At 47.1% G+C, this 25,839-nt stretch carries 23 protein-coding genes and 1 pseudogene; 10 read left to right on the top strand and 14 right to left on the bottom strand.

Features of this window, described 5'->3' with window-relative positions:
- Nucleotides 1-68: 68 nt before the first annotated feature.
- From HP552_RS21115 to HP552_RS21105, 3 genes are read right to left on the bottom strand one after another with little or no spacing between them, the layout of a single operon-like run.
- Nucleotides 69-533 (bottom strand): DUF6386 family protein, encoded by a 465-nt coding sequence (locus tag HP552_RS21115; RefSeq protein ID WP_175397360.1) that lies wholly within the window; start codon nucleotides 531-533, stop codon nucleotides 69-71.
- Between the two features lie 29 nt (nucleotides 534-562).
- Nucleotides 563-1,528 carry a HEAT repeat domain-containing protein gene (locus tag HP552_RS21110; protein ID WP_175397359.1) on the bottom strand — a complete coding sequence of 322 codons (966 nt, stop codon included), beginning with the start codon at nucleotides 1,526-1,528 and terminating at the stop codon, nucleotides 563-565.
- A complete protein-coding gene (locus tag HP552_RS21105; protein WP_175397358.1) occupies nucleotides 1,470-2,147 on the bottom strand; it encodes a hypothetical protein in 678 nt (225 codons plus the stop codon). The genes HP552_RS21110 and HP552_RS21105 overlap by 59 nt, the downstream gene beginning before the upstream one ends.
- Nucleotides 2,148-2,298: 151 nt before the next feature.
- On the opposite strand from HP552_RS21105, the gene HP552_RS21100 reads away from it, so the two are divergent.
- Complete coding sequence (locus HP552_RS21100; RefSeq protein ID WP_175397357.1) at nucleotides 2,299-2,763, top strand: hypothetical protein; 465 nt, start codon at nucleotides 2,299-2,301, stop codon at nucleotides 2,761-2,763.
- Nucleotides 2,764-2,869: 106 nt separating this feature from the next.
- Complete coding sequence (locus HP552_RS21095) at nucleotides 2,870-3,247, top strand: PilZ domain-containing protein (protein WP_175397356.1); 378 nt, start codon at nucleotides 2,870-2,872, stop codon at nucleotides 3,245-3,247.
- On the opposite strand, the gene HP552_RS21090 is transcribed toward HP552_RS21095, so the two are convergent.
- Together HP552_RS21090 and HP552_RS21085 are read right to left on the bottom strand one after the other, a co-directional pair.
- The gene (locus tag HP552_RS21090; RefSeq protein WP_246310991.1) at nucleotides 3,234-4,589 is read right to left on the bottom strand and encodes a uracil/xanthine transporter; all 1,356 of its coding nucleotides are present in this window, start codon (nucleotides 4,587-4,589) and stop codon (nucleotides 3,234-3,236) included. The two genes, HP552_RS21095 and HP552_RS21090, sit on opposite strands and share 14 nt — an antisense overlap.
- Nucleotides 4,590-4,638: 49 nt before the next feature.
- On the bottom strand, nucleotides 4,639-5,229 hold the full coding sequence (locus HP552_RS21085; protein ID WP_312884324.1) for an ankyrin repeat domain-containing protein: 591 nt from the start codon (nucleotides 5,227-5,229) through the stop codon (nucleotides 4,639-4,641).
- Between the two features lie 181 nt (nucleotides 5,230-5,410).
- Here HP552_RS21085 and HP552_RS21080 point away from each other — a divergent pair, with 181 nt between their 5' ends.
- Nucleotides 5,411-6,292: a LysR family transcriptional regulator gene (locus tag HP552_RS21080; protein ID WP_175397355.1), complete on the top strand. Its 882-nt coding sequence runs from the start codon at nucleotides 5,411-5,413 to the stop codon at nucleotides 6,290-6,292.
- Between the two features lie 120 nt (nucleotides 6,293-6,412).
- On the opposite strand, the gene HP552_RS21075 is transcribed toward HP552_RS21080, so the two are convergent.
- The 5 genes and pseudogenes from HP552_RS21075 to HP552_RS21055 form a co-directional block, all read right to left on the bottom strand.
- Nucleotides 6,413-8,317 (bottom strand): beta-glucoside-specific PTS transporter subunit IIABC, encoded by a 1,905-nt coding sequence (locus HP552_RS21075; protein ID WP_175397354.1) that lies wholly within the window; start codon nucleotides 8,315-8,317, stop codon nucleotides 6,413-6,415.
- Between the two features lie 129 nt (nucleotides 8,318-8,446).
- Nucleotides 8,447-9,298 (bottom strand): BglG family transcription antiterminator LicT, encoded by an 852-nt coding sequence (gene licT / locus HP552_RS21070; RefSeq protein ID WP_175397353.1) that lies wholly within the window; start codon nucleotides 9,296-9,298, stop codon nucleotides 8,447-8,449.
- A 232-nt stretch (nucleotides 9,299-9,530) separates the two neighbouring features.
- A pseudogene (locus tag HP552_RS21065) lies at nucleotides 9,531-10,955 on the bottom strand (glycoside hydrolase family 1 protein).
- 75 nt (nucleotides 10,956-11,030) lie between these two features.
- Nucleotides 11,031-12,488: a glycoside hydrolase family 1 protein gene (locus HP552_RS21060; RefSeq protein WP_175397352.1), complete on the bottom strand. Its 1,458-nt coding sequence runs from the start codon at nucleotides 12,486-12,488 to the stop codon at nucleotides 11,031-11,033.
- 350 nt (nucleotides 12,489-12,838) lie between these two features.
- Nucleotides 12,839-13,132, bottom strand: a complete 294-nt coding sequence (locus HP552_RS21055) for a hypothetical protein (RefSeq protein ID WP_175397351.1) — start codon at nucleotides 13,130-13,132, stop codon at nucleotides 12,839-12,841.
- Nucleotides 13,133-13,279: 147 nt separating this feature from the next.
- Here HP552_RS21055 and HP552_RS21050 point away from each other — a divergent pair, with 147 nt between their 5' ends.
- The 3 genes from HP552_RS21050 to HP552_RS21040 all read left to right on the top strand — a co-directional run bounded on the left by HP552_RS21050 (nucleotide 13,280) and on the right by HP552_RS21040 (nucleotide 16,018).
- Entirely contained in the window at nucleotides 13,280-14,344 is a 1,065-nt protein-coding gene (locus HP552_RS21050; protein ID WP_175397350.1) for a suppressor of fused domain protein, read from the top strand.
- Between the two features lie 17 nt (nucleotides 14,345-14,361).
- Entirely contained in the window at nucleotides 14,362-15,123 is a 762-nt protein-coding gene (locus HP552_RS21045; RefSeq protein ID WP_175397349.1) for a LuxR C-terminal-related transcriptional regulator, read from the top strand.
- A gap of 112 nt (nucleotides 15,124-15,235) precedes the next feature.
- Nucleotides 15,236-16,018: a hypothetical protein gene (locus HP552_RS21040; RefSeq protein WP_175397348.1), complete on the top strand. Its 783-nt coding sequence runs from the start codon at nucleotides 15,236-15,238 to the stop codon at nucleotides 16,016-16,018.
- Between the two features lie 117 nt (nucleotides 16,019-16,135).
- Here the strand turns inward: HP552_RS21040 and HP552_RS21035 are convergent, their stop codons facing one another.
- Nucleotides 16,136-17,881 carry an ABC transporter ATP-binding protein gene (locus HP552_RS21035; RefSeq protein WP_175397347.1) on the bottom strand — a complete coding sequence of 582 codons (1,746 nt, stop codon included), beginning with the start codon at nucleotides 17,879-17,881 and terminating at the stop codon, nucleotides 16,136-16,138.
- A gap of 147 nt (nucleotides 17,882-18,028) precedes the next feature.
- Here HP552_RS21035 and HP552_RS21030 point away from each other — a divergent pair, with 147 nt between their 5' ends.
- From HP552_RS21030 to HP552_RS21020, 3 genes are read left to right on the top strand one after another with little or no spacing between them, the layout of a single operon-like run.
- Nucleotides 18,029-19,471 carry an ABC transporter permease subunit gene (locus tag HP552_RS21030; RefSeq protein ID WP_376768971.1) on the top strand — a complete coding sequence of 481 codons (1,443 nt, stop codon included), beginning with the start codon at nucleotides 18,029-18,031 and terminating at the stop codon, nucleotides 19,469-19,471.
- Nucleotides 19,472-19,483: 12 nt separating this feature from the next.
- Entirely contained in the window at nucleotides 19,484-20,998 is a 1,515-nt protein-coding gene (locus HP552_RS21025; protein ID WP_175397345.1) for an ABC transporter permease, read from the top strand.
- A 53-nt stretch (nucleotides 20,999-21,051) separates the two neighbouring features.
- Nucleotides 21,052-22,878 carry an ABC transporter substrate-binding protein gene (locus tag HP552_RS21020; RefSeq protein ID WP_175397344.1) on the top strand — a complete coding sequence of 609 codons (1,827 nt, stop codon included), beginning with the start codon at nucleotides 21,052-21,054 and terminating at the stop codon, nucleotides 22,876-22,878.
- Between the two features lie 97 nt (nucleotides 22,879-22,975).
- On the opposite strand, the gene HP552_RS21015 is transcribed toward HP552_RS21020, so the two are convergent.
- Complete coding sequence (locus tag HP552_RS21015; protein WP_175397343.1) at nucleotides 22,976-23,458, bottom strand: hypothetical protein; 483 nt, start codon at nucleotides 23,456-23,458, stop codon at nucleotides 22,976-22,978.
- A gap of 186 nt (nucleotides 23,459-23,644) precedes the next feature.
- Between HP552_RS21015 and HP552_RS21010 the strand changes: the two genes are divergently transcribed.
- Entirely contained in the window at nucleotides 23,645-23,845 is a 201-nt protein-coding gene (locus tag HP552_RS21010; RefSeq protein ID WP_175397342.1) for a hypothetical protein, read from the top strand.
- 134 nt (nucleotides 23,846-23,979) lie between these two features.
- On the opposite strand, the gene HP552_RS21005 is transcribed toward HP552_RS21010, so the two are convergent.
- Both HP552_RS21005 and HP552_RS21000 read right to left on the bottom strand, forming a co-directional pair.
- Nucleotides 23,980-24,717 carry a cyclase family protein gene (locus HP552_RS21005; protein WP_175397341.1) on the bottom strand — a complete coding sequence of 246 codons (738 nt, stop codon included), beginning with the start codon at nucleotides 24,715-24,717 and terminating at the stop codon, nucleotides 23,980-23,982.
- 183 nt (nucleotides 24,718-24,900) lie between these two features.
- Nucleotides 24,901-25,827: an NADP-dependent oxidoreductase gene (locus HP552_RS21000; protein WP_175397340.1), complete on the bottom strand. Its 927-nt coding sequence runs from the start codon at nucleotides 25,825-25,827 to the stop codon at nucleotides 24,901-24,903.
- Between the last annotated feature and the right edge of the window lie 12 nt (nucleotides 25,828-25,839).

Below are 25,839 nucleotides of genomic sequence, written 5' to 3'. Positions count from 1 at the left end.
AACCCTCCCGATATACTGTCTACTGTTCTTTAGGACTTACCCATTCCTGTACCATTCATAAAAACATTCTAAACACGGATCAGACTATCCAGTATGTTATGGCCCTGGGCACTTGGTTTTATAGACATCGAAATGTGATTGCCTTCTCTAGAGACCAAGCACGCATAGTTTCCGGGCTGCAGCGGCAAGGTTATCCCATCGCATGACTCATCCGGCTCCAGATCTCCGCCACTGACGTCCTCGGCCGCTCCCAGAAATACATTGCCGGAGGGAACTTGCAGATAAAACACTTGCACTCCTTGTGTTTCTTGCACTTCGTTAGCTGTGTCCGAGATATCCACACTCCACGTTACCTCATACAATCCATCCGCTCCCAGATTGAAAAAGAGACAATGACCTGCGTTCACCTCAGCCAGTTCATCTTCCGGAAGGGACCACCAGTCCGACGGTTCTTCCACACGGTGTTTTAACGAAGCCAGATCATACAGACACAGCGTTGCCGTATCCGTATCAAATTGAAATGTCCCACGCATCCTTCATCTTCCTCTCTGATTGTAATCATTTATTGTATCAGCCACTCCAAGCGCTGCAGCAGATCGCTGTCCAATTCCTGCCTGCATAACGACAGCTGCGTATGAAGACGTTCCCGTTCAGCCGTGGACATTCTGCCCCCGTAGCTGCGATTCGGGAATTGGGCCCAGTTGTGCAATTGGCGCTGGATTGTGCGTTTCACCCATTCCTGCTTGGCTGTTGGGAGCTGTTGCAGCAGCAATCCGAGTTGAGTCCATCTGCCCATGGCAGAGATGATGCGCAGCACATTTCGAATAACATGAGGCAAGACATCGGCTCCCGACAATAGAACAGCGGCTTCATCAGGTTTAATGAGATATGGATGGCGCATGAGTGCCCGGCAGGCTTCCCGCGAGATGCCTGGTTGCGGGCTCCTTAGCGAACATACAAAATAGTTTCCATAGGATATAGCGTCCAGCCGCATTAACCCGCGTATAACTACTTTCCGTACTGCAATGGATGGATGCTGCGCATATTCAAACAGGACCTCAGCGTCTGCCTTTTCCCCCGTCTCGCCAAGACCGGCAAGGGCAGCAGCAAGATGGTCTTGCCCTTCGCTCCAGATCGCGTCAAGATACCACTCCGCATAACTCATCTTCATCCACAGCTTACCGTGCCTGCGCGCCGTGTCCCGTACAGGCAAGTTCGATTCCAGGAGCCGATCGATTATAATCTCCCTCGCATCAGCGGGATACACGGTGGCAAGCACATCCAGACTTTTCCGGCGGATTGAAGGCACACTATCCAGCTGCATGCGAAGAAGGACCTCTCTCAGCTTCTGACCGGACAACATGCGATCCACTCTCTGTGCTGCCCAGCGCCGTATGGAAGGATCCTCATCACGCAGTGCTTGCTCCATAAGCATCTCCGTATCCGTTCCTTCTGCTTCCATCGAAATATTAAAAAGCCAATCGGCGGATGCCGGGCTCCGGTGATACCCGTGCCGTATGAAGGACATATCGGCATTCCTTCTGTCGCAGCAGGTGATGCACGGATTCAATGAAAGACTCGAATGAATCCCGGCCACAGATCCGAAGTCGCTCCACAAGCATGATATGTTCCATCCACAGCTTGGCATACTCGGGCATCAGTTTAAGTTCAAGTGCCGCTCTGGCCAGATTGCGAATTTCGGGCACCCAATCATTCAAACGAAGCAGCAAATAAGCAAAGCTATCTGCCTCATCATCCCGGATCATCCTTTTAACTGCTGCCTCTCTTATGTATCCACTCCAGTGCATCGTCAGCATGGATAAACGTGTGGGACTGGCCTGATCCAGCGTATGCATCTCACGTTCCACTACCCGCTTCCCATCCACAGGAGAGGGACGCCATTCCCTTACATGTTCGTTCAGCCAAACCAATTCGGATACGGGACATACCGCAAGCAAACGGGTAACCGCCTGCTCTGCTGCCCGACGAATGTCGGCACACTCATGATCCATCATTCGTAACATGACCGGAATCGCGGCATAGACTCCAGACTGGCCAATCTGACGAAGTTGCTGCACCGTTTCCTGAACAGTTCCTGTTCCCAGCTGATTGAGTTCTTCCTTTAACTCAGAAGACAATTGACGCACGTTCACCCGCTCCTTCCCATCTGATCCAGGTAAGGAATCAGAACCATATCCAACCATTATATCAAGCCGGGAACCGGGGTTAAAGGAACCCAGGGGCTATATCTGTTTATGCTATACTTGTGAAAAAATGCAATGAATGAGGGATTGTAATATGGATGGATGGGAAAGCGGCGTCATTCAGGTTGACGATAGTCTAAAATTGTATTCCGGTCTCACGGAGGAGGAATTGAAGGCAAGTCTTTTTTATAAGGAGAAAAGCACAGAAGTTCAAACGCTCACTACGGGATATACGTGGTACAGATTCAAATCAGTCGCTTCTTCGGGTGGAAAAACATATTACCTCGCCTTGTGTTTCTATCAGTCCAGGCTAGTTCATGCCAGTCTGGCACTGGACGGCAGCGAATTTCCGTCTTCATGGGATGACTGGACCGAGGCAGGTGAGATGAAGCGCAAAGCGGCCCATGATGAATGGCTGAAGCAGCAGATTTCTGGTACACCGCAAATTGTACGCTCCAAACCCTATCCCTACATGGAATACAGCTTTCCATGGGGAGCGATCTATTCCAGCTATGATCCCCGGTCTGCCAGTGCAAGCATTGGGTTCACATTTACCTGAGGTTATGACGGTTTCCTCCACGTAAACAGGCTGTATCTCTTCATTTTCGGGTGCAAATTGACGATATAACCATAACATGAATTTTTTGAACTTTGTGGAGGAAACTATGTCAATCAACCTTAGAAGAGAACCCTTTCGTTATACATTGAAGGAACCCATCACGTTTGAAATTTACATCATCAGCATTAACGGTGTATCTGCACCACACAAACCCATTCAGGCCGAATTGATTGATATCAGCCGCTCTGGCTGCCAGCTTTCGTTTCCGCTAAGCCTGCATGTCGAGTCCAATGAAATCCGGATCGGAATGAATCTGCTTCTTTTTGAAGATCCCTTATATCTGGAAGGAACACTGCGCTGGGGCATAGAGGAGAACGAAACATGGCATTACGGCGTGCAGCTTGAGATTCCGGATGGCAATCACGATCGCCTGTCCAGAGAGATGCGCATGCTTGCCGGACAGGGAAAGATCATGGTGAAGTAGCAGCTTTATTCGCGGTGGAGGCATTCTCCATTTTGGACCAGTTCACGCTTCTTTCCAGAATCAGTGAGACAAGAACACCGATCACGAGTCCATTGCTAATTATGGGAATGAGGTAAATGGGCAATGCCTGAAAAGCTTCGGCAGGGATGTTCATTACGGCAACCCCGGTTAGAACAGGCAGAGCTACGCGGTATATCGTTTTGGAATTAAACGTTGTCCCTTCAATGGTTCTGAGTGCTGTTCCGAACATTTGCAAGTAGGCTACAAACAATACGGCACTGCCTACACTTGGCGGTATTTGCGCAAAAAAGGCAGTGACTGAAGAGGTTAGCCCCAAAATACATAACATGCTTGCCCCAATAATAAAAGCAGCACGTTTCAAAATACGTGTACTTTCCAGAAAACCGATTGACGATGCAAATAGACCAAATGGCAGCACGCCCACACATGCAGAGAGCATGCTAAACAATCCTGTCAGCATATAGGAGCGTTTATATTGTTGGTCTGTCGTCTGTGTTCCGTATATTTTTTCCACCGTGCTTAATGTTGTGATTGAATTCGTCATATTGACCAATCCGACAAAGAACGCCGTAATGACAATCCCCGGCTCCCACGTCGGTGCCCCCCATGGAAACAGAGAAAACAAACTCCTCCCAGAATCACTCGATAGCCCTGCGTGTTGACCTGGAAACACAAAACTGTAGGCAATCCATCCTGACACTATGCCAATGAGAATGGAGTAATTGCCCAGTCTGCCCCTGCCCTTCAGCTGGATCAAGGCGACCAGAAACGCAATTGCAACCGATAAGGCGGCTACAGGCAGGTTGAATGTACCAAATTCGGTATAGCCCACCATACCCTTGAAGAAATTCATGGTCAGCTGGATCGTCATGAGAAACAGCATCGCACTCTTGACCATGGGTGTAAACAGCTTCTGCAATACATGGGCTGCACCTAATCTGCCAAGGACCATCATGGTGAAACCGGCTAACAGGAAACCGGTAGCAAGCCCTCCCCCGATTCGCTCCAAACTCATACCGGCAGAAGATGCCGAAACGGTTAGGCTGAGGGTTAATCCCCACCACAGACCCGAAGGACCGTCCATAACTGCATAGCGGTGTCCAAAGACAGCCTGCAGAATGCACACGGCTCCGGTAAGTAGAAATGCGTGCTGCATCGATGCTGCGATAGCATCCGGAGACAGCTGAAAATTATGTCCGATGGATAAGGGCACCACTACAGTATTGGTAAACAGGAAGAAGAACCACTGAATACCTGCCAAAACAAGCGAGGATGTTTGGCTCATATATTTTGATATAAAATGCTCTTGCTGTCTGTTCATGAATAGTTTATTTCCTTTCGCGCTTTCATATGGAATGGACCACCTTCATTCAATCCTTCGATAGCAGCCGTTCCATTTCGATATATCGATTTCGTCTGGCATGCGTAAGCGGTGTAATTCCGTCCCGATCGGGAATCTCGGCATCAGCACCATACTGCAACAGCAATGCCACGATCTGCTGATGCCTGGCACCGCCGTCCCCCAAAATGACGGCCTCCAGCAGCGCTGTCCAGCCCAGATTGTTGATATGATTTACGTCCACATCGGTTCTTGTCAGCAGGAGCTCCACAATGTCTACATGACCCCGATCTGCGGCAGGAATAAGTGCTGTTCCGCCAAAACGATTCGTTAATTTTGTATCTGCCCCCGCTGCAATGGCTAACTCAACAATCTCTCTGAGGCCCTCGGCACTCGCGTACAACAACGGATTATCCAACCGCCCATCCTGAAGGTTAATATCGGCTCCTGCATCGATCAACATGCGTACGGTCTGCACCTTATTGCCATGCACCGCAGCCATCAGTGGTGTCCGCCCAAGCTCATCCCGTTCATTCAATCCGGCTCCTTGTGTAATAAACCGAATAACTTCATCTGTATGCCCAGCTTCAGCAGCGGCATGTATCCTTTTAGCCAACGCCAACGTGCTTCATCCTCCAATTCATCGTCTTTCTCATGAGCACAGTTCATTTTAGAGATCGAATCTTGTTAACTAGGTGTGCAAATCTAATGTATGTTAACATAGGATGATAGTATATTAAAAATACATGTTTTGTTGGCTTACTATACGAAATACATATACTTTGCAACGAGGGTGAAAACAAGTGGATATCAAACAATGTCGCTATTTTATTGCCATTGCCGAGGAAAAACAAATTACAGCTGCTGCCCGAAGGCTGCATATGGCCCAGCCTCCACTCAGTCAGCAGTTGAAACTGATGGAAGAAGAGCTTGGCGTAGCGCTATTTGAACGCAAAGTGCGCATGATGGAACTGACCCAAGCGGGTCGAAACTTCTACGACTATGCTGTCACTTTGACCAAATATATGGAAGAAGCCATCATGGAAATGCAAAGCTTCCGTTACGGTATCCGGGGAAAGCTGTCTCTAGGCATAAATACCATATCCGACAGTCTGATCCCGCAAGCACTCCAGCAGTTTCGGACAAGCCATCCGCAGGTAACCTATAAGATTCAGCAGAATGAATCCTCTCAATTATGCCGTCTGCTGGATGACGGACTCATTGAACTGGCCTGCGTTCGCATGCCCGTGAAGACTGAACACTATGAAGTGCTGCATCTGCCGCAAGAGCCGCTCTTCTACATTTCTCCCGTGCCGCTGAATACTGCGGTCGATACCGGCACTTATTTTAATCAGCTGGCAGACATTCCTCTCTTGCTCCCCAGTACAGAAGGGCTCGGGATGTTTGAACTGATTCTCGAAAAGTTCCGTGAACATCAGGTGAAACCTTCGATTATGGGTGAATGCTCGGATGTTGCCATGCTGCTTGAGCTGGTCCGGCTCGGATTCGCGAGTTCCATCGTGCCGCGCACGGTACTGCAGCTTCATCACGAACAATCATTCCATGTATATCGGATCCTGGACCCCAACTCCACCGTCGGTTCAGCACTTGTCTGGCTTCATCATCGGTACCTGTCCAAGCCTGCCCAGCAATTCGTGCAATTGGTAAGGGAGATGCTTCCATAGGAGCACCAACAGAACCCCGACTTGAACTACAGAAAAGTAACCGGGGACATTGCAGTGGTGTACAACAAAAAAGCAGCAGTGTTTCCGGTGCTTCCGGAAACACTGCTGCTTTTCATATGTTTAGACTTTTGCCGTGTAGAGCAGCTCTTGCTCTTTAATCGAAGTACGACCTGCAGATACGATTGACTCATACTGATGCATGTTTGTGATAATGACTGGCGTAATGGTTGTGTAACCGGCCTTTTCAATTTCCAAGCGGTCGAATTCCATCAGCACATCACCAACAGCAACTTTCGCTCCTGCCTGAACTTTAGGTGAGAAGAATTGGCCTTTCAGCTTCACGGTATCAATACCGATATGAATCAGCATCTCTGCGCCGTTGTCACTAACCAGACCAATGGCATGTCCACTCTTGGACAAGGAGAATACGGTTCCGTTGATCGGAGAAACGACACGACCCTCGGTCGGCTGAATCGCAAATCCTTTACCCATAATTTCTTCTGCAAATGCTGGGTCCGGTACTTCGCTCAGTGGTCTTACTTCGCCTGTAATCGGGCTGAACACTTCTTGATCTTGTGCTTTTGCCTCTTCTCTTTCAATTGCTGCAGGTGCAGTGTTGTTTACTTCAGCAGCCGGTTGAGCCGGAGCTTCAGCTGCTTTTGGTGCTGCTTCTTCCTGGAATCCAAGGATATACGTAATCACTGCTGCTGCCACGAGCGCAAGCGCACCACCGACAATCGCATAGATCAATGTACTGATAGATGGACTGATATAGGCTGCAATGCTTGGCAGACCCACCAGACCTGTCATTACAAAGGCTTTAACCTGGAAGATTCCCATAAACGCACCGCCGATAGCTCCCCCTAGGAGGGCTGCGATAAACGGCTTTTTGAATTTCATGTTAATCCCGTACATGGCAGGTTCAGTAATCCCCATAACTGCTGTTAAACCGGTAGAGTATCCAAGGGACTTCGTTTGTCCGTTTTTTGCTCTCAATGCTACACCGAATGCGCTACCCGCTTGTGCCCAGTTAGCCGCAAACATTAATGGAATAATAAAGTCATATCCAAGCGATGTCATCGATGCAACAATAATTGGCAGCAATGCATAGTGCATACCTGTAATGATCAACAGTGACATTGTACCACCAATCAAGATACTTGCCAGAATAGATACATTGTCAAACAACCATGAAATACCACCTGACAATCCGTTACCAATAATGGAACCCAGAGGTCCGATTGCAATCAGCGTCAACGGAACCATAATCAACAATGTTACGGTTGGTACCACCAACAGCTTCAAAGAAGCATGTGTTACACGGTCAACTGCTTTCTCTACATACGATGAAATCCATATTGCAATTACGATTGGAATAACCGTAGAAGAATATGTTGCTGCTACGACTGGAATACCAGCAAACGAGCTGTTGCCTGGTTCCAGCAGTGCTGTAATCGTTGGATGCATGATACCAGCAGCTAATGCTGCGCCAATATACATGTTGCTGCCCAGCTTGCGGGAAGCACTAATCGCCAAAATGATTGGCAGGAAGTAAAATGCGCCGTCACCAATAGCGGACAAAATAATATACGTGGAGCTGGTATCGGACATCCATCCCACAGCAACCAGAATAGCGATAATTCCTTTAATCATCCCCGCGCCAGTAATCGCAGGCAGAATTGGGGTGAATATACCCGAGATAAAGTCAAACAGGGCACTTATCGGATTTCTCTTTTTCTTCTCTCCAGTAGAAGCTCCTGCCGACTCAGATGTAGGAGCTTTGGACATGTTGCCCACAAGCGCGTTATACACAACAGGCACATCGTTTCCGATAATGACCTGGAATTGACCACCATTCTCCATGACACCCATAACGCCCGGTGTATTTTTCAATGTTGCTTTGTCCGCTTTTCCGTTGTCATTAAGGTTGAATCGGAGTCTTGTCATACAGTGTGTGACTTGATTAATGTTCTCTTCCCCACCGACCAGCTTCAAAATATCTTTGGACAATTGTTGTTTATCCATTGTGTTTTGCTCCTTTAAAGTGTAATGAAAGTTAAAAAAAACCTAAACACTGAATAATGACAAAGCAGTTTCAGCTTATCATTATTCAACGTTTAGGTTTTGCCTTTTTTAGCAGTAACAATCCCAAATTTATTCAATTGGTTGTTCATTTCTGACAACACGTTCAATGTGAATCGTTAGATACAGTATTTCTTCCTTGGATAAAACCCGATTATAAATCTTCCGAGTGTAATCATTAATTTTGACTGCACAAGCATACGCTTCAGGGTATTGCTTACTCACCAGGTCATGAAGCGGATTATCTTCTTCCTTGTCTTCAATGGCTGTACCTTGCAGCACACGTTGAGCAAAGAACTTCAGATGGGTTAAGAATCGATAATAGCTCAGCGAATCCTCATCCAGCTCAATAACAAAACTACGCCTTACAATGTTGAGTATATCCTTAACAATATTCGTAATGCTGATGGTTTCTCGCATCTCACCGTTCATCTGAGCGTTAACCAGGTGCATCGCAATGAATGCGCATTCGTCTTCGGGCAGCAGTACTCCCAGAGTTTCTTCAATAATCTGAAGTGCTTTGAGCCCAATAGCATATTCCTTACGGTACATGCGCTTGATTTCCCAAAACAATGCGTTACGGATTTGCAATCCTTGACGATGTCGATCAATGGCAAAATGAATATGATCCGTTAGGGAAATATAGATGCTCTCATGCAACTTCTCACCTAACACCGTCTCCGCATAACGGATAATTTCATCCGAGCATTCAACATATTCAACTGGAATATCGGACAGAAGCGTTTTCAGTTTCTGCGATACTTCCTTACTTTCCAATGAGAATATTTTTTCGATGAGACTTTCGTCTATCGATTCACCAGCATGCTTTTTGAAGGCAATTCCTCGTCCCATGACGACCAGTTCGTTCCCACCCGGATCAATCACGGTAACTACGTTGTTGTTCAGCACCTTCTCAATTTTCATTTCTTCACATCACCTTGCACCGTCAAAGTAGTAAAAGGCAAAACCAAAGCAGGTCACGAAATATGCCCTGCTTCTGGTTTTGCCTGATTGAACAGTAACAATCCAGTTATTCATTAGCCTTAGGCCCATCTTACCATATAATCATCCATATGACAATGTTTTTGTGAAAGCGGTTAATGTGACTAATTACGACACGAGAATATGCTTGTCAACCATGCCTTTTGAACCACTATTATTCGTTAACACCCTTCAAACTCGCACCATTTGTACTAATGACTTCTTTGTACCAATGGAATGATTTTTTCTTATATCGTTCCAGAGAACCAGTTCCGTCGTTGTTGCGATCCACGTAGATAAACCCGTAGCGTTTCTTCATCTCTGCAGTTGATGCGCTGACCAGATCGATACAGCCCCATGAAGTGTATCCCATAACTTCGACACCATCTTCAAGCGCTTCACCAACCTGCACCAGGTGATCATTCAGATATTGAATACGGTAATCGTCGTTCACCGTTTTGTTGCCGTTCTCATCTGTGATCAATTCATCCACAGCACCCAGTCCGTTCTCGACGATAAACAACGGTTTTTGATATCGATCCCAGTATTTATTCAGCGTTACACGAAGACCTTGCGGGTCAATCTGCCAGCCCCATTCGCTCGCTTTCAGGTAAGGGTTTTGTACCCCTGCAAACAGGTTCCCTTTGCCTTCAACGCGTTTCTCCGGATCAGCTGTCTCACAGAGACTTACATAGTAACTGAACGAGATAAAGTCTACCGTATGCTTCAGAATTTCTGCATCGCCGTCTTCAAACTTGATATTGATATTGTTCGCTTTGAACTAACGATTAATGTATTTTGGATAATAACCACGTGCGTGAATATCGGCAAAAATATCATTGCGCTGTTCTGCATGCATCGCTGCAACCACATCATCCGGATTAGGAGTCAGCGGATACGTAGGCATGCTCAGTACCATACAGCCGATTTTGGCTTCCGGCATAATTTCATGACCCAGTTTGACAGCGAGTGCACTTGCTACCAACTCATGGTGAATTGCCTGATACAGATCCTGCTTGGACAACTGGTCTTTCGGCGTGTAGATCCCGCCGCTCATGAATGGCTCCTCCAAAATGGAGTTGATTTCATTAAAGGTCAACCAGTATTTCACTTTACCTTTGAAGCGATTAAACAGGACCGTTACATAACGCTCGTAGAACTCGATCATTTTACGGTTAACCCAGCCGTCATACGTTTTGGACAGATGCAGCGGTGTCTCATAGTGAGAGATCGTTACAAGTGGTTCAATCCCGTATTTGTGGCACTCATCGAACAGATCATCATAGAATTGCAGACCTTTCTCGTTCGGCTCAAGCTCGTCCCCTTTAGGGAAGATCCGTGACCAGGCAATAGAAGTACGGAACACTTTAAAGCCCATTTCGGCAAACAGTTTAACGTCCTCTTTGTAACGGTTGTAGAAATCGATACCAATCAGTTTCAGATTATCTTCAGTCGGTCCTTCCGTTCTCGGCGTTGTAATCCCGTGCGGCATTACATCTTGAACAGACAAGCCCTTACCATCTGTATTATAAGCTCCTTCAAGCTGGTTGGCAGCTACAGCGCCGCCCCACAGAAAGTCCTTCGGAAATGGTGTTGTCATCTCAATCATTCCTCTCTTATCGTCATCTTTTCATTCTTTGTCAAAAGCGATCGTGCTATCCGAATCAGGCCCGAATTACAGCTGCTCACCATTGCTTGCAATTACGTTTTTGTACCAGTCAAATGAATCTTTCTTCGAACGTTCAAGCGTTCCGTTACCTTCGTCATCTAGATCCACATAGATGAAGCCATAACGTTTGGACATTTCGGAAGTGGACATGCTCACGAGGTCAATTGGACCCCAAGCCGTGAATCCGATCAGATCCACACCATCCTTTATGGCTTCCTTCATTTGCTCAATGTGTTTTTTCAGGTAATCCACACGGTAGGAGTCATGGATCGAACCATCTTCCTCTACCTTGTCATAGGCTCCAAGTCCATTTTCAACGATGAAAAGTGGTTTTTGATAACGATCCCAGAAGTTGTTCAGCGTTATGCGCAATCCGATTGGGTCGATCTCCCAACCCCAGTCGGAGGCTTCGAGATAAGGGTTTTTCACGCCGCCAGTCAGGTTCCCTGTTGTTTCTTCCAGGTCAGCAGAAGCTGATTTGGTCACAGACATGTAGTAACTGAAGGAGATGAAATCCACGGTGTTGTTGAGCAGGATTTCGTCATCACCTGGCTCCTTGTGAATTACAACGTTATTCTCTTCGAAATAACGGCCCATGTAGTTCGGGTATTTACCACGAGCATGCATGTCTGTGAAGAAGAGGTTAATCTGATTCTCGTGTTGAGCCAGACGAACATCTACCGGGTTACAAGTCGCCGGATACGTCTCCATGCGGGCGAGCATACAGCCCACTTGGGAACCAGGAATAATCTCATGCGCAAGCTTCGTTACCATGGCACTTGCTACAAATTGGTGATGCAATGCTTGATAGGTCGTTTGCAGTTGGTTGTCCACTTTATCGATCAGAATGCCGCCGCCAGTGTACGGGCTGAATAGCATTACGTTGATTTCATTGAAAGTCAGCCAGTATTTCACTTTGTTTTTATAACGGTTGAATACCGTCTCTGCATATCTCACATAGTGTTGAATGACTTCACGGCCAGCCCAGCCATTGTATTTCTGTGTCAGACCGAGCGGAGTCTCGTAGTGAGACAAGGTAACCAGCGGCTCAATGCCGTATTTCAACAGTTCGTCGAAGACTTCGTCATAGAATTTCAGACCTGCTTCGTTCGGCTCCTGATCGTAACCGTTCGGGAAAATACGAGCCCAGTGAATGGACAAACGGAATACTTTGAAGCCCATTTCGGCAAACAAGGCGATATCTTCCTTGAAACGATGGTAGAAATCAATACCGAAACGTTTAGGGAAACGCTCTTCGATTTTGCCTGACAGAATTTCTTCGATTCGGGATGAGGAAATTTCCATGGCATGCCCGCCTGTACGCTTCTCTTTTGGAACATGCGCAATCATATCTGCTGTGGAGAGTCCTTTGCCGTCCTTATCGAATGCACCTTCCAATTGGTTGGCCGCTGTAGCGCCACCCCACAGGAAGTTTTCGGGGAATCCTTTTTTTGCTGTGGTCATGAACAACAACCTCTTTTCAACAATTTATTTGGTAATGACAAGTCAGAAAGATAGAATGTCCTGTTTCGAGCAAACCCACACGATAATCAGTAAATCTCGTTGAGGTTGTTCCTGATCCATTGACCCAAAACAGGCCAGAAAACAAGAAAAACCTAAACTCAAGGTAAAATAGCGCCCAAAAAAGGAGCTTTCATTTCACCATCAGTTTAGGTTTTGCCTGTCTTCGCAGTAACAATCCATCAAACGATGTATTGATTATTCTGTTGTTTTCCTCAGTGATGTAAGCGTAACATATCTGTTTTTCAAAATCAACTTTAGTATGCAACAGGCTTATTATATATAGAAGAACTTCAACGCGGCATACGCATAATGGCTGCCCTTAATGCATTTCCACCACCTGCGAGACCCAGAAAGCTTGCAGGACTTTGGTCGCCTAAAGCTGGCACATCTTTGCTCATCCAGTCCAGTGCACACTCCCCCATTTCGCATAGAAGCACGTGGCTTATGTCTGCCGGAATTCCCTGCTGCCTCGCACTTTCCACCAGTTTCGGATCATTCTGCAGCAAGCGATCTGCAAAGCTCACAACAGATGAGTCCCAACTCTCCTGCTTGAATTCGGCAAGAAAGATATCTTTCATACTCATGTAAATTACCTCCCTGAAATGCGGTTTAATACCCCGAAGTCCTATCTGACATAATTCAGCCTAAAGCCGCTTGAAACGATACCTGAGAAAGGTAAACTTAATTTTAAATGTTTTTTGGGAGATTGGATAGTGAAGGAGGAACCCATTATGACTGATGAAGCAAGCACAGCCGGCTGGGATGCAATTGATACAGCATTTAGTGAACTTTACGGGGAACAGGAACCTAAACATTATGGCACGGCCATCCCTTATGCACTCGGAGGACCTGACCCTCTGGATGGAATCAGTGCCTATAAAGTGGAACACCCAACGCCTCACTGGCACTTTGTTACGTACGGTTTTTCCGAGCTGTATGACAAAGAAACCAATGATCCGGCGCACAGCGGATATGGATTCGAACTGACATTTCGTCTGACCCGAACAGAAGATGAAACCGAACCGCCCGCATGGGCCCTTAACTTGTTACAGAATATGGGGCGTTATGTCTTTAATAGTGGAAACGTATTTCGCGCAGGTGACTACTTGGATGCCAATGGACCGATCTGTCTGGGCTCAGATACGCTGCTAACTGCCCTTTCCTTCATGGAAGATCCGGACCTGGAACAGCTGTCCACTCCTAATGGCACAGTGGATTTCATTCAAATGGTTGGTATTACCGGTCGGGAAATGGAAATGATGCAGACGTGGAACACACGTGGATTCCTTCGTGCATGCGAAGCATTTATGCCCAAATATGTTACGGATCTCATGCGTAATTCCTATGTGGATATTCCTTCGGTGGCACAGGCGGTACAGCGTGGAATTGAGCTTGAAGGGTCCAGCACGGCCTTTTTATTCATACAACAACTGGCTTGGACGCCCTCTCGCAAAAGAATGCTGCAAAAAAACGTTCCAGCCGAACTTCAGTTTGGAGCCAAGCAGGCTGTTCTGATCGGAAAAATACTGCGCAGCCGTATTGCAAAAGGTGCTCCGTTATCACTCATCGGTTCAGGTGTAAACGTCACCTTCGAGGCCGGGGAAACCCCCTCTTTTCATGAGGAAGAAAATCAAGTTACCGTAACAGTGAATGCGGAGGCGGTCAACGAACTTGCAGCAAATCTGAAACCTTCGGAAATGACGTTCGAGATTCCATCACTTCGCGGCATGCTTTTCCGGATTGTCCGAACCGAAATTACTGACCAGGAAGGTCAAGTCGTAGAAACGATAGGTTAATCGTAAGGAGGTAAACCATGTCTGTCAGTACATCTGCCTTGCTGGAACATTGGTCCGACATCAGGACACCTAAACCCAGCATCGCACATATTAAATACATCTCCAGAACCAGCCTGGAAAGATTGCGCAAAATCAATCATTTTCTAATCAGCGCCTTCCAGCGGAGTCTCTCGGACATCCGGGAGAATCTATCCAGCACCTATCTGTTTCTGCTCACGGACGCGGATGGCGTGCTGCTTGCCATGGATTACAGCCTTGATCTGGAGGATGAAGTGAAGCTGTCACCGATCCGTCCAGGCATGGTTTTCACTGCGCAGAGCTGCGGAGTCAATGCCATATCGGCAACGATGGAAAAGAATGAACCGGTATTGCTGCCGCCAGAGCAGCATGAGAGCCCGCTTTTTCAACAATGGCACTGTTACGCCACGCCCTTGTCTGTTGGACTTCACCATTCAGGCTATCTGGATGTGTCCACTATTAACGCAGACATGCAGAGCGAATTGATTGCCATCGCCAAGCTTATTCCTGCCCATATGCAGAACAGCTACCAGAGCCTGATGTGCGCAGCTCCTTCTCAGAAACCATCCGTGGAGTTCACCGAGCGCCAGTTAACCATCCTTGAGATGATCTCAAAAGGGTTAACCGTCAAGGCCATTGCTTTGAAGCTAAAAATCAAAGAATGTACTGTAAATCATCACAAAAAAGTGATCTTCAACAAATTAGGTGTGCAATCAAGTACAGAAGCTGTTTCAATTGCGAGCCGATTGTCTTATTTATAGAGGAACCCCTATAGTTTCCTATAGGTGGTAAAGAAGAACGCTTGTGCTACAATTTTATTGTACGCAACATTACAGAGAGAGAACACACACACATTTATTTCAGGAGGGTTTTATGTCTATCACAAAAAGAACATCACTATTTGCAATGTTAATCATGGTTATGCTGGTTGCAGCCGCTTGCGGTGACAAGGCAGATAACAACGCACAAACGGAAGACACCACCAAGACAGAAACGGCTGCCGCTGCGGACACGGATGCAACGAAGACTGAGGATAAAGAAAACACGGAAGCGTCTACAGAACCAGCAGCGGATGAAGAAGATAATTCCCAAAATGTTGAACTGGGTACAACCGAAAAAGGTTCCTACACGAATGACTACTTCGGCGTATCCTTGAAATTCCCTGAAGAATGGGAGTTCCAGGATGCAGAAGGAATGAACGAGCTGACAAGTGCTTCTTCTGATGCCATTGCCGGCGACGACGATACGAAGAAAAAACAGCTTGAACTGTCCCAAGCCAAAACATTGAACCTGTTGATGGCTTCCGAATTGCCGCTGGGTGGTCAGGAAGTTGGTCCTTCCGCTATGGCCATTGCTGAAAAAGTCAGCCTGCTGCAAGGTATTCGTACAGGTAAAGACTATCTGGAAGCAACCAAGAAATTCATGGTCGACAGCCAGTTCCCTTATGATTATAAAGAAATCACAACCGAAACCATCGGCGGAAAAGAGATGGATGTTATGCAAATCACGATGGATGCTGGTGACGGAACAACCATCACGCAAGATTACTACAGCACCATTATTGACGGTTATGCATTCAACTTCATCTTCACTTATTTGGATGATGCAAGCAAAGCCGAAATCGACAACATCAAGAAATCCGTACAATTTAAATAAGCAGTTCGTTTAAGTAAATGAGCACTTCACATGATTGAACCCCGAGCAGTTGATCTTGCAGAGATCATTGCCGGGGTTCTTTTTTATACCAGTATGATTCAGTACTGTTATTCGACTCTAACCCGAAACAGCCACCCAGTGCCCTTCCGTAACCTCGACCCACTTGGACTGCTCCAGATTGTAACGATCCGCAAGCTGCTCCCTGCCGCTTTCTTCTGAAACAATCCGTTTTTTCTTCGCTTCCACAGCCGGATCAGGAACCGGAATTGCCGAGAGAAGCGACTTCGTATAGGCATGCTGAGGATTGGAATACAGCTCTTCACTTTCAGCGAGCTCCACAATTTTGCCGTTGTACATCACAGCGACACGATCACTGATATGTTTGACCATGGACAAGTCGTGTGCAATAAACAGATAGGTCAGACCAAGGCGCTGCTGCAATTCCTCAAGCAGCTGTACAATCTGTGCCTGAATGGACACATCGAGTGCAGACAGCGGCTCATCGCACACAATGAACTCAGGTTCCACAGCCAGTGCCCGGGCAATGCCGATCCTTTGTCTCTGACCACCGGAGAACTCATGAGGGTATCGTAAGGCATGTGATGGATCTAGACCCACCATCTCCAGCAGTTCTTCCACACGCTTCTCTCTTTCCGCTGCACTCTTGGTCAGCTGGTGAATATCAAGAGCTTCACCGATAATGTCCATAATTCTCAATTTCGGATTCAACGAAGCATAGGGGTCCTGGAAGATGATCTGCATATGCCGTCTCATCGTTTTCATTTCCGAGGCAGACAGACGATTCAGCGGTACACCTTTGAATAAAACATCCCCACCTGTAGGCTCATGCAGTCTCAAAATGGCACGCCCTGTCGTGGATTTTCCGCTTCCAGACTCTCCTACGACTCCCAGTGTCTCGCCTTGACGGATATAAAAACTGATATCATTCACTGCCTTCAGTGTATTGCCTTTACCGAGATTAAAATGCTGCCGCAAGGATTTCACCTCAAGCAGGGGCTGATCGTCCTGCAGATCCCTAGGGACCAATGAAACCGGCTTGGGTTTCTTCTTCTCATCCAATCGCGGCAAGGCGTTCAATAGTCTGGATGTATATTCGTGTTTCGGATTCGCAAAGATCTCGGCTGTTGTCCCGTATTCCACAATCTGTCCTTCTTTCATGACAACAACACGGTCACACATCCCGGCAACGACCCCCAGGTCATGTGTAATCAGGATGATGGAAGTCCCCAGCTGTTCCTGCATATCTTTCATCAGATTCAGAATCTGGGCCTGAATGGTCACGTCCAGAGCAGTCGTTGGTTCATCCGCAATAAGAAGCTCAGGACGACAAGCGAGCGCAATGGCAATCATGACCCTTTGACGCATGCCTCCCGAGAACTCGTGCGGATACTGATTATAACGTGCCTCGCTCTGCGATATGCCGACCAGTTCGAGCATGGCAATGGCCTGCTTCTTCGCTTCCCTGCGGGACAGCTTTTGATGCTTGATCAGGCTTTCCGAGATTTGTTTTCCAACTTTAATGGTCGGATTAAGAGAGCTCATGGGATCCTGAAAGATCATGCCGATGTCACGGCCGCGAATGCTTTCCATCTCTTTTTGCGTTTTATTCGCCAGATTGACCCCACGAAACAGGATTTCGCCCTTCTTCATTTGAGATGGAGGGGAAGCAAGCAGCCTCATTATGGAACGGGCAGTTACGCTTTTGCCGCTCCCTGACTCTCCAACAATACCCAGCGTCTCCCCTTTTCGAACTTCAAAACTAACGTCCCGCACCGCCTGAAATTCACTCTCTCCGGAATGAAAAGAAACGGACAAATCACTTACTTTTAGCAAAGGCTGCATGTAAACACCTGCTTTCATCCATATTTACGGCGCATCTGTATATGTATACAATTCCATACCTTGACAATTAACTAGACCCTAAATAATATATACTATATCCATCGGAATAATGCAATTTAAACCTGAATGAAAGGAGGTTTGCTTGGTTTGAATCTTGCAGTAGGCAGCAAAACGTCACGGTTTGTACAGTATGTAAGTTTTATTTATGGCAAAATGCTGCTTCATCCCTCCTATCGATATGTTCTGTTTATTCTGGGTCTGCCGATCAACCTGGTTGTGCTTCTCGTGTGGCAATCCAGACGGCAAAAGGATGGCTGGCAATCCGCTGAGCGAGCGGTAGAACAGGAGATGCTTGCCTCTTCTTACCGGGATAAGCTTCGAGCAATAGTAGAAGAACAGCTGAGGCGTAAACATCGCTTCTTTCAGCAGCAGGTCAGTGAAATTGAATTCAAGCGTCAGGCAGAGGAATGGCTGGAAGAGACCTACCGGAAAGAATTGAATGAACGGACGTCACGAAGGCTGCAGGAACAAGGAGAACAGCGCCTGACCATGGCCGATACGTTCCATTCACTATTAGACAAACCCTGGTTTTTCACCCTGTCTATTATTCCGGGCTGTCTGATGTATATCATTCTGCTGGTCTATGGCAATCCATATTTAAAGTACATATTCGAAAGAATACTGATGACAGTTTTCGTCATTCTCGGCGTAGCTACACTGGTATTCACCATCTTATACCTGTCCCCGTTCAACCCGGCAGCGAACATTCTCGGAGAGACGGCAACACAGGAGCAGATTGCAGCCTTTAATCATGTATACGGCCTGGATCAGCCCTATCTCGTTCAGCTATGGAACAATATTAAGGGAATTGCACTGTTTGACCTGGGTAAGTCTTTTTCGGGAAATGAAGATGTGACAGCGACCATTGCCAGAAAGTTTCCGATTACATTAACGCTGGCTGTCATCTCCCTGCTGCTCGCCCTTGTCATCGCACTTCCGATCGGGATCATCTCGGCGATCAAGCCCAATTCGCTGTTTGATTACACGTTCATGTTCATCGCCCTGATCGGATTGTCGATTCCGAACTTCTGGCAGGGACTGATTTTCATCCTGAACTTTTCGATCAAAATGCAGTGGCTTCCCGCGACATTTAATCCTCAGAACTGGCTGTCCATCATCATGCCAACCATTGTTCTGGGAACGGGATTAACAGCAGCCGTGGCACGGATGACCCGTTCTTCCACATTGGAGGTCATTCATGAGGATTACGTGATGACGGCTCGCGCCAAAGGATTGAGCGAACGAAAAGTTCTGCTGAAACACGCGGTACGCAATGCCTTGATTCCCATCGTAACGGTAGTTGGACTGCAATTCGGGGGTATGCTCGGCGGAGCGGCCGTAACGGAGAAAGTGTTCAATATTAGTGGACTCGGCAGTTACATTGTAGATAAGCAGTTTATTCCTGATATTCCGAGTATCATGGGCGGAGTAGTGTATACAGCGATTACCATTTCCATCATTAACGTCATTGTTGATCTGTTGTATGCCTTTATCGATCCGAGAGTACGTTCCAAGATGAAACAATATTAAAGCAGGTGCATTATGACAAAATCGGGTTCCTTAACACAAGAAGCGCGTTTCCGGCTTAAGTCTTCATCAGAATACAGCCAAGCCAGTTTCGCTTGGGTCACCTCTCTCTTATTGACGGTATTGCTGCTGTTCAACAGCTATGATCTGGGCCGTCAGGAGTTCAGACCCTTTCTGCTGACTGCACTGTTCATCTACCTATTTTTCACCATTATTCAGAGCGTCCTGATGCTGCTCATCCGTAAAGACTTGATCAGGCACGGACATGTTTCAGCATCAACCCGCAGAGTGGCCTGGATTCAATTGCTGGCCATCTGCTCGGGGAACATATTTATCGTCACAGCAGCGTTCCACCTGATCAAGAAAGCAAAACAGGTGGAGTATACCTTTGCGGTGTATATGCTGCTGACGCAGCTGTTCGTTATTGGCGTTTCGGCACTCAATATGTTTAAACCTTACGTTTCCGATACTTTTTTTCCAGCCATGGCAGCACTGCTATTGATTCTGGTCATTGACCTGGTCGTATTGATCATTGTTGCACAATATACTGCAGCTTCGATCATTCCGCGCTGGATGATGGGTGTCAGCATCCTACTGATCCTGACTTCGGTCACAGGAAACGTATTTGCACTGCTGCTCGGCATTTCCATCATCGGACGCTACCGGAGACAAGGGAAGCAAAAATCAAACTTCTGGAACGACCTGTGGGACCGATTGGCTCCCAACGTAACAGCGATGTCCGGTATGTTTTTTATCATCTTCCTGTTTTCCATCTCGATCTGCAGCTTCTTCACCTTTGATTACAGCATGGCGGTTGAAAACAACTATTCCGCCCTGCTTCAGCCGCCATCTCTGGCTTATCCCTTGGGAACGGATGATTTCGGGCGATGCCTGTTCTCCAGAATCGTATTTGGTGCCCGCATCTCGCTGATCGTAGGCTGCCTGTCGACCATTATTCCCGTGATCATCGGTGGGGTTCTTGGGGCCTTCTCCGGATTCTATGGAAGACACACGGATAATATCATCATGCGGCTGCTCGATGTCCTCTATGCCATTCCAGGCATTTTGCTGGCCATTGCGATTATTGCTGCGTTTGGTGCCAATACGGTCAATCTGATTCTGGCACTAAGTCTGGGCTCCATTCCGACCTATGCACGGACCATGAGAGCCAGCGTCCTGTATGTCTCTACTTTTGAATTCGTGGAGGCTGCGCGCGCACTGGGTTATAACAACCGTTCCATCATCTTCAAACACATCATTCCCAATTCGCTTGCTCCAATGATCATCAAATCCACGCTTACCATCGGTGGGGCGGTCATTGCCACCAGCAGCCTGAGCTACCTGGGACTCGGTGTTGAACCACATATCCCGGAATGGGGCAACATTCTCAAACTGGGCAGCACGTATCTGGAAACGCACTCTTATCTGGCCATTTATCCAGGTCTGGCAATTATCCTGCTTGTTCTGTCATTCAACTTTCTCGGTGACGGTCTGCGCGACGCACTCGATCCGAAACTGGAAAAGGCTTAATTTGTACAGATTCCACTCATTCATTCGACTTAAACTTATCAGGAGGTAATACCATGAAAAAACGTTCATTGATCTCATTGCTGCTCATTCTCGTCATCGTGATCTCCGGTTGCAGCGTGAAGACCAAGTCCGAATCCCAATCGGATACGGCCCCGACTTCACCAGCAGAGAACGCTCAGAATCAAGCTCCAGTTGACATTGAATTGCTCGCCCAGAGCTCTTCCGAAAATGACGTTAACATTATCCGCGATCAGCTCACCAAAAACGGATTCAATGTGAAGCTGAATTTGCAGCCGGATTACGGCAGCTACAAATCCCAGCAGGATGCGGGCAACTATGATATTGCTCTCTCCAGCTGGACAACAGTCACCGGTAACCCGGACTATGCCGTTCGTTCCCTTTTCAAAACGGGTGGTGACTACAGCATTCTGGCGGATGAGGAAATCGACAAACTCATTGACCAGGCAGCTACCCAAACGCCCGAAGAATACAAGGATACGTACAAACAATTGGAGGATCGCCTGGTAACGGATCAAGCCTACATTGCTCCATTGTACATTTCCCTGAAGAGTCAGGCGGTAAATCAGGACATTCTGAACCCGGATACGGTACGCCTGTCCAAATCCCGCGCCATGGCTTGGGAACCGATTGAATTCAAGGACAAGTCCAAAAATACAAAAGATCCGCTGATTTTGACTCAAAGCGCGTCTGTACTGACTTCCCTTGACCCGATCAAAGGAAACGACGGTTCGATCAACCAGTTGAACACCAACATGTATGTTCGTCTGGTGAACCTCACTGATGATGATCAGCTGACAGCCGAAGGATCACTTTCCCATAATTTCGGCATTGCCGAAGGAAATTCGGATTATTATTTCATTCTTAGAGACGACATCAATTTCGCGAAAATCGAAAACAAAAAAGCAGTAGATACCGGTGAGCGCGTTGGTGCTGATGATGTCATCTTCTCTCTGGATCGTGCCAAAAATAAAGACTCCGTACCGGATCACCGGACATACAGCCTGCACGAGCATATCAAAGAGGCCGAGCTGGTAACCGACCTGAGTGCTCTGGAATCCATCCAGACATCCGGCGGTAACGGAACCATCAAAGATGCACTGGAGCAAGGACTCGATTCCAAAATTACCGAACTGGTCTCCGATAAAACCAAAGCGGACAACAGTGCAGGGAAATATCAGGTCGTAAAACTGTCCACAACGGAACCTTTCCCTCAGGTTCTGAACTATCTGGCTCACCAGTCTGCGGGGATTGTGTCCAAAAAGCAGGTGGAGAGCATCAACACCTATGACGTGGCATCTTTTGATGTAAACAAGGATATTCCATACGGTGACCAAAACACGGTAACAGAAGGTGCTTCGTACAACAACACACTGTATGCAAGCGGTCCGTACATTCTGGCTTACAAAAATGACTACGAGGGCGTATTCTATCAAAATCCCGGATACCGCAAAGGCTCCGAATATGCACCGAAAATTTCACAGGTAAACGTGCGCTTTATCGCGGATGCCGACAGTGCCCTGTCTGCCCTTCGCAGCAGTGAAATTCATTTGTATTACGGGGTACCTGAAACGAAATATGACATCATTGAAAGTGACAACAAGCTGAAGCTGCAAAGTATTCCGAGCAACGCCGTTTCCTATCTGCTATTTAACACCAAGAATAGGGATGTGGCGAAGAGCAGTGACCTGAGAAAAGCGGTGCTGTACTCCATCAATCAGGATGAAATTTTGCAGTTCTATAAGAACAACAAACTCAAAGCCTACTCAACGGTAAGTCCGCTCGTTCAGACCGGCAATGAATTGAAGTCTGATCCGGCGAAAGTAAAAGAGTTCTTAAGCAATTACAACGCATCCAAGTAAAATGAAACCCAAAACGGCTGCTGACAGGATCACTCCATAGTCCTGTCAGCAGCCGTTCGTTTCATATGATGAAGATTATATAATAGTGTTGGATGGTCTACTTGGAATATCTTCGCTGCACTCCAGGCAGCAGAGTAACGACCTGAATTACGACGCCCCATGCAAAATAGATCAGATGAATGACTGTCACATTCTGTATCCAGTACACCTGAACCATAATCCAGATATGAAGTGCGAACCCCGTATACAAAGAGAACGTCCATGCCCAATATCGATCCGGATAGAGGTTAAGTTTTCCCCCAATTCCCCAATGAAAGGGAACAATAAGCGAAATAGCAATCACGATCGGCATTACACCAAGAACTAACAATAGTATGATTCCCGGGAGCAAAAAATTGCCAAACGGGGAATGCTCCAACAACGAATTTGGCATATTGAGGAGACTTCCTGATGGATCGATAATAAGGGCTCCCCCTCCAACGATCGCACCAATGCCTAAAAATCCTTGCAATATAATGAGTACCCATGATAACCTGCCCAGACCCAGTTCACGCCTGATTCGCTCTTCACCTGCTTCCATACCTCACCCTCCAGACAAGTGTACCGATATCACTGAATTTTTCTATTCCATTTTCACATATGAAGGAGACTGAGCCTGTGCTCTTTTTCACAAAATCCGCCCCGGGTAAAATGGATCCTGGTAAAACTTGATAATGGAACGTACGTTCGGTATAATGGAGTTATCCTGAATGAGCGAGAGGCAGATATGGACGACAAATTTATCAAGGAATTACGCGAGATTAGTCGGGATGACAGACGAAGATCCGAATTCATGATTCAAGGCATGAAAGAAACACTAGAAGAAAGAAAGCAACAGAACATACTTAAGCGCTGGATTCGGCGCAAGAAAGCAGAGAAGAAAATCTCACAAAGATTCAATCAGGATCCCCACCCGGATCAAAAGTAAGATATAAAAAAGGAGGCAGAACATGCCTCCCTTGCGTTTACATACGAGAAAACTACTCTTGAACAATAGTGTCTGATGTTTAATAGTCATTTACTTTCATAGAGCTTGACTTAACTCACCTGGAATCTACCGATTCAGGGCAAGATGGCAAAGGACCTTACCGGAAATCCGGAAGCCTTTTCAACCTTGGGTACAATATTGAAAATAATAGCCCCTTTTGCTGGCACCTGGTCCAGATTGGTCAACAGTTCTACCTGATATGTATCCTGAGCAAGAACATAATATTCTGCCAGAAGTGCGCCATTTTTTTGATAGTCAACCGCCGAATCGGTATCGAAGGTTTCATGGCCAATGGCCTTGATTTTGCGCTCCTCAAACAAAAACATCAGTGCACTAACCGACCATCCGGGTGCATGGCTGTTGCCTTCCGCATCCTTGTTGTCGAATTTTTCATGACTGGGCCAGCGTTTGCTCCAATCTGTACGAAGTGCCACGAAGCTGCCTTCTTCAATAACCCCATGTTCCTTCTCAAATGCCAGAATATGTTCGACATCCAGCGTAAAATCCGGATTGCTCGCCACAGCAGCAGACTGGTCAATGACCACAAGCGGCAGCACAAGTTCCTTCAGCCCCAGTTCATCCAAGTAACGCGTGTCACGGACAAAGTGAATCGGCGCATCCAGATGCGTGCCATATTGACCGGGGAATTTGAAGCTCTGAGCAAAGAAACCTTGATCATGATTAAACAACGTATCAAACTGGGCTGCATCAAAAGCAGAGAAGTGCGGAGACTCCGGCCCAAAGGTATGGGTCAGGTCAACCCATTTTTTCTCTTTTAACAGTTGAATGGCTTGAATGAGTTCATTGGACAACTGGATCACCTCATACGCAGAATGGAATAAATTTCTACTATTATATCTTAATCCCCTACATATGGGAATGCAGTACTGTCCTCGCCACCAACAATGAAACAGCCACCTTCCCGAACGGAAGATGGCCATCATTTCAGACTCCGAATTTTACTATAATATAACTGTTATTTGCGTGTTAACACCTTATTGTGCACGGATGACGAGCTTCCCGCGTGTATGATGCGTTTCGCTCTTTTCATGCGCTTCCCGGAGTCCTTGTTCGCTTAAATCATAAGTCTCATCAATTACAGGTTTGAGTTTCCCCTCTGAGGCGAGCTTCGCAAGTTGGTCCAACTGCTCCCCTTTCGGTTCCATCATGAATACGTTGGCGGTTACCCCTGCTTCCTTCGCGAGATTCTCATCCGGCTGTTCCACCAGGGATACCAGATGCCCGCCAGGCTTCAATACCTTGAAGCTGCTGCGCTGAATATCGCCGCCCATTGTGTCCAGCACCACATCATACCCGGAGAGCACTTCCTTGAAGTCTTCCTTTTTATAATTGATAAAATGATCCACGCCCAGGGAGCGAAGCAGTTCTTCATTCGACTCGCTCGCCGTGGCTGCCACTTCAGCACCAATGTATTTGGCAATCTGCACCGCGTAAGTCCCCACCCCACCGGCTCCAGCGTGAATCAATACCTTTTGCCCCTTGGCAAGATGCGCATGATCAATAAGTGCCTGCCAGGCTGTCATGCCCGCAAGTGGTATGGCTGCTGCCTCCTCATAGCTCAGATTGTCCGGAATGCGGGATACAATGTCAGCATCTACTGCCACATATTCCGCATATGTTCCGAAGCTGCGGGGACGGGCAAATACGCGGTCTCCCTCCCTGAACTGCGTGACATTGGAACCGACCTCTGCCACAATACCCGCAGCATCTCCGCCCAATATCAAGGGAAAGGAGTTAGCTGCCTTTTCCATATGCCCTTGTCTGACTTTGAAGTCAACCGGGTTCACCGATGTAGCATGAATGTGGATGATCACCTGATTCGTTCCACATGCCGGCTTGGGCACTTCCTTTTCCTTCAATTGTTCCGCTCCACCAAACTGTTCAATAACAATAGCTTTCATTCAAAATCCCAG

Source organism: Paenibacillus xylanilyticus (assembly GCF_013359935.1).
Classification (GTDB): Bacteria; Bacillota; Bacilli; order Paenibacillales; family Paenibacillaceae; genus Paenibacillus; species Paenibacillus xylanilyticus.
Note: the sequence above shows the minus strand (reverse complement) of the source record. Positions and strands in the feature narration are given on the sequence as shown.

Bases quoted from the DNA above. Each gene is read 5' to 3' on its own strand.
- HP552_RS21035 (WP_175397347.1), bottom strand. From the start codon at position 17,881: ATGCAGCCTTTGCTAAAAGTAAGTGATTTGTCCGTTTCTTTTCATTCC.
- HP552_RS21010 (WP_175397342.1), top strand. From the start codon at position 23,645: ATGGACGACAAATTTATCAAGGAATTACGCGAGATTAGTCGGGATGAC.
- HP552_RS21110 (WP_175397359.1), bottom strand. From the start codon at position 1,528: ATGTCCTTCATACGGCACGGGTATCACCGGAGCCCGGCATCCGCCGAT.
- HP552_RS21060 (WP_175397352.1), bottom strand. From the start codon at position 12,488: ATGACCACAGCAAAAAAAGGATTCCCCGAAAACTTCCTGTGGGGTGGC.
- HP552_RS21025 (WP_175397345.1), top strand. From the start codon at position 19,484: ATGACAAAATCGGGTTCCTTAACACAAGAAGCGCGTTTCCGGCTTAAG.
- HP552_RS21045 (WP_175397349.1), top strand. From the start codon at position 14,362: ATGTCTGTCAGTACATCTGCCTTGCTGGAACATTGGTCCGACATCAGG.
- licT (WP_175397353.1), bottom strand. From the start codon at position 9,298: ATGAAAATTGAGAAGGTGCTGAACAACAACGTAGTTACCGTGATTGAT.
- HP552_RS21000 (WP_175397340.1), bottom strand. From the start codon at position 25,827: ATGAAAGCTATTGTTATTGAACAGTTTGGTGGAGCGGAACAATTGAAG.
- HP552_RS21055 (WP_175397351.1), bottom strand. From the start codon at position 13,132: ATGAGTATGAAAGATATCTTTCTTGCCGAATTCAAGCAGGAGAGTTGG.
- HP552_RS21095 (WP_175397356.1), top strand. From the start codon at position 2,870: ATGTCAATCAACCTTAGAAGAGAACCCTTTCGTTATACATTGAAGGAA.
- HP552_RS21090 (WP_246310991.1), bottom strand. From the start codon at position 4,589: ATGAACAGACAGCAAGAGCATTTTATATCAAAATATATGAGCCAAACA.
- HP552_RS21015 (WP_175397343.1), bottom strand. From the start codon at position 23,458: ATGGAAGCAGGTGAAGAGCGAATCAGGCGTGAACTGGGTCTGGGCAGG.
- HP552_RS21050 (WP_175397350.1), top strand. From the start codon at position 13,280: ATGACTGATGAAGCAAGCACAGCCGGCTGGGATGCAATTGATACAGCA.
- HP552_RS21020 (WP_175397344.1), top strand. From the start codon at position 21,052: ATGAAAAAACGTTCATTGATCTCATTGCTGCTCATTCTCGTCATCGTG.
- HP552_RS21040 (WP_175397348.1), top strand. From the start codon at position 15,236: ATGTCTATCACAAAAAGAACATCACTATTTGCAATGTTAATCATGGTT.
- HP552_RS21100 (WP_175397357.1), top strand. From the start codon at position 2,299: ATGGATGGATGGGAAAGCGGCGTCATTCAGGTTGACGATAGTCTAAAA.
- HP552_RS21115 (WP_175397360.1), bottom strand. From the start codon at position 533: ATGCGTGGGACATTTCAATTTGATACGGATACGGCAACGCTGTGTCTG.
- HP552_RS21075 (WP_175397354.1), bottom strand. From the start codon at position 8,317: ATGGATAAACAACAATTGTCCAAAGATATTTTGAAGCTGGTCGGTGGG.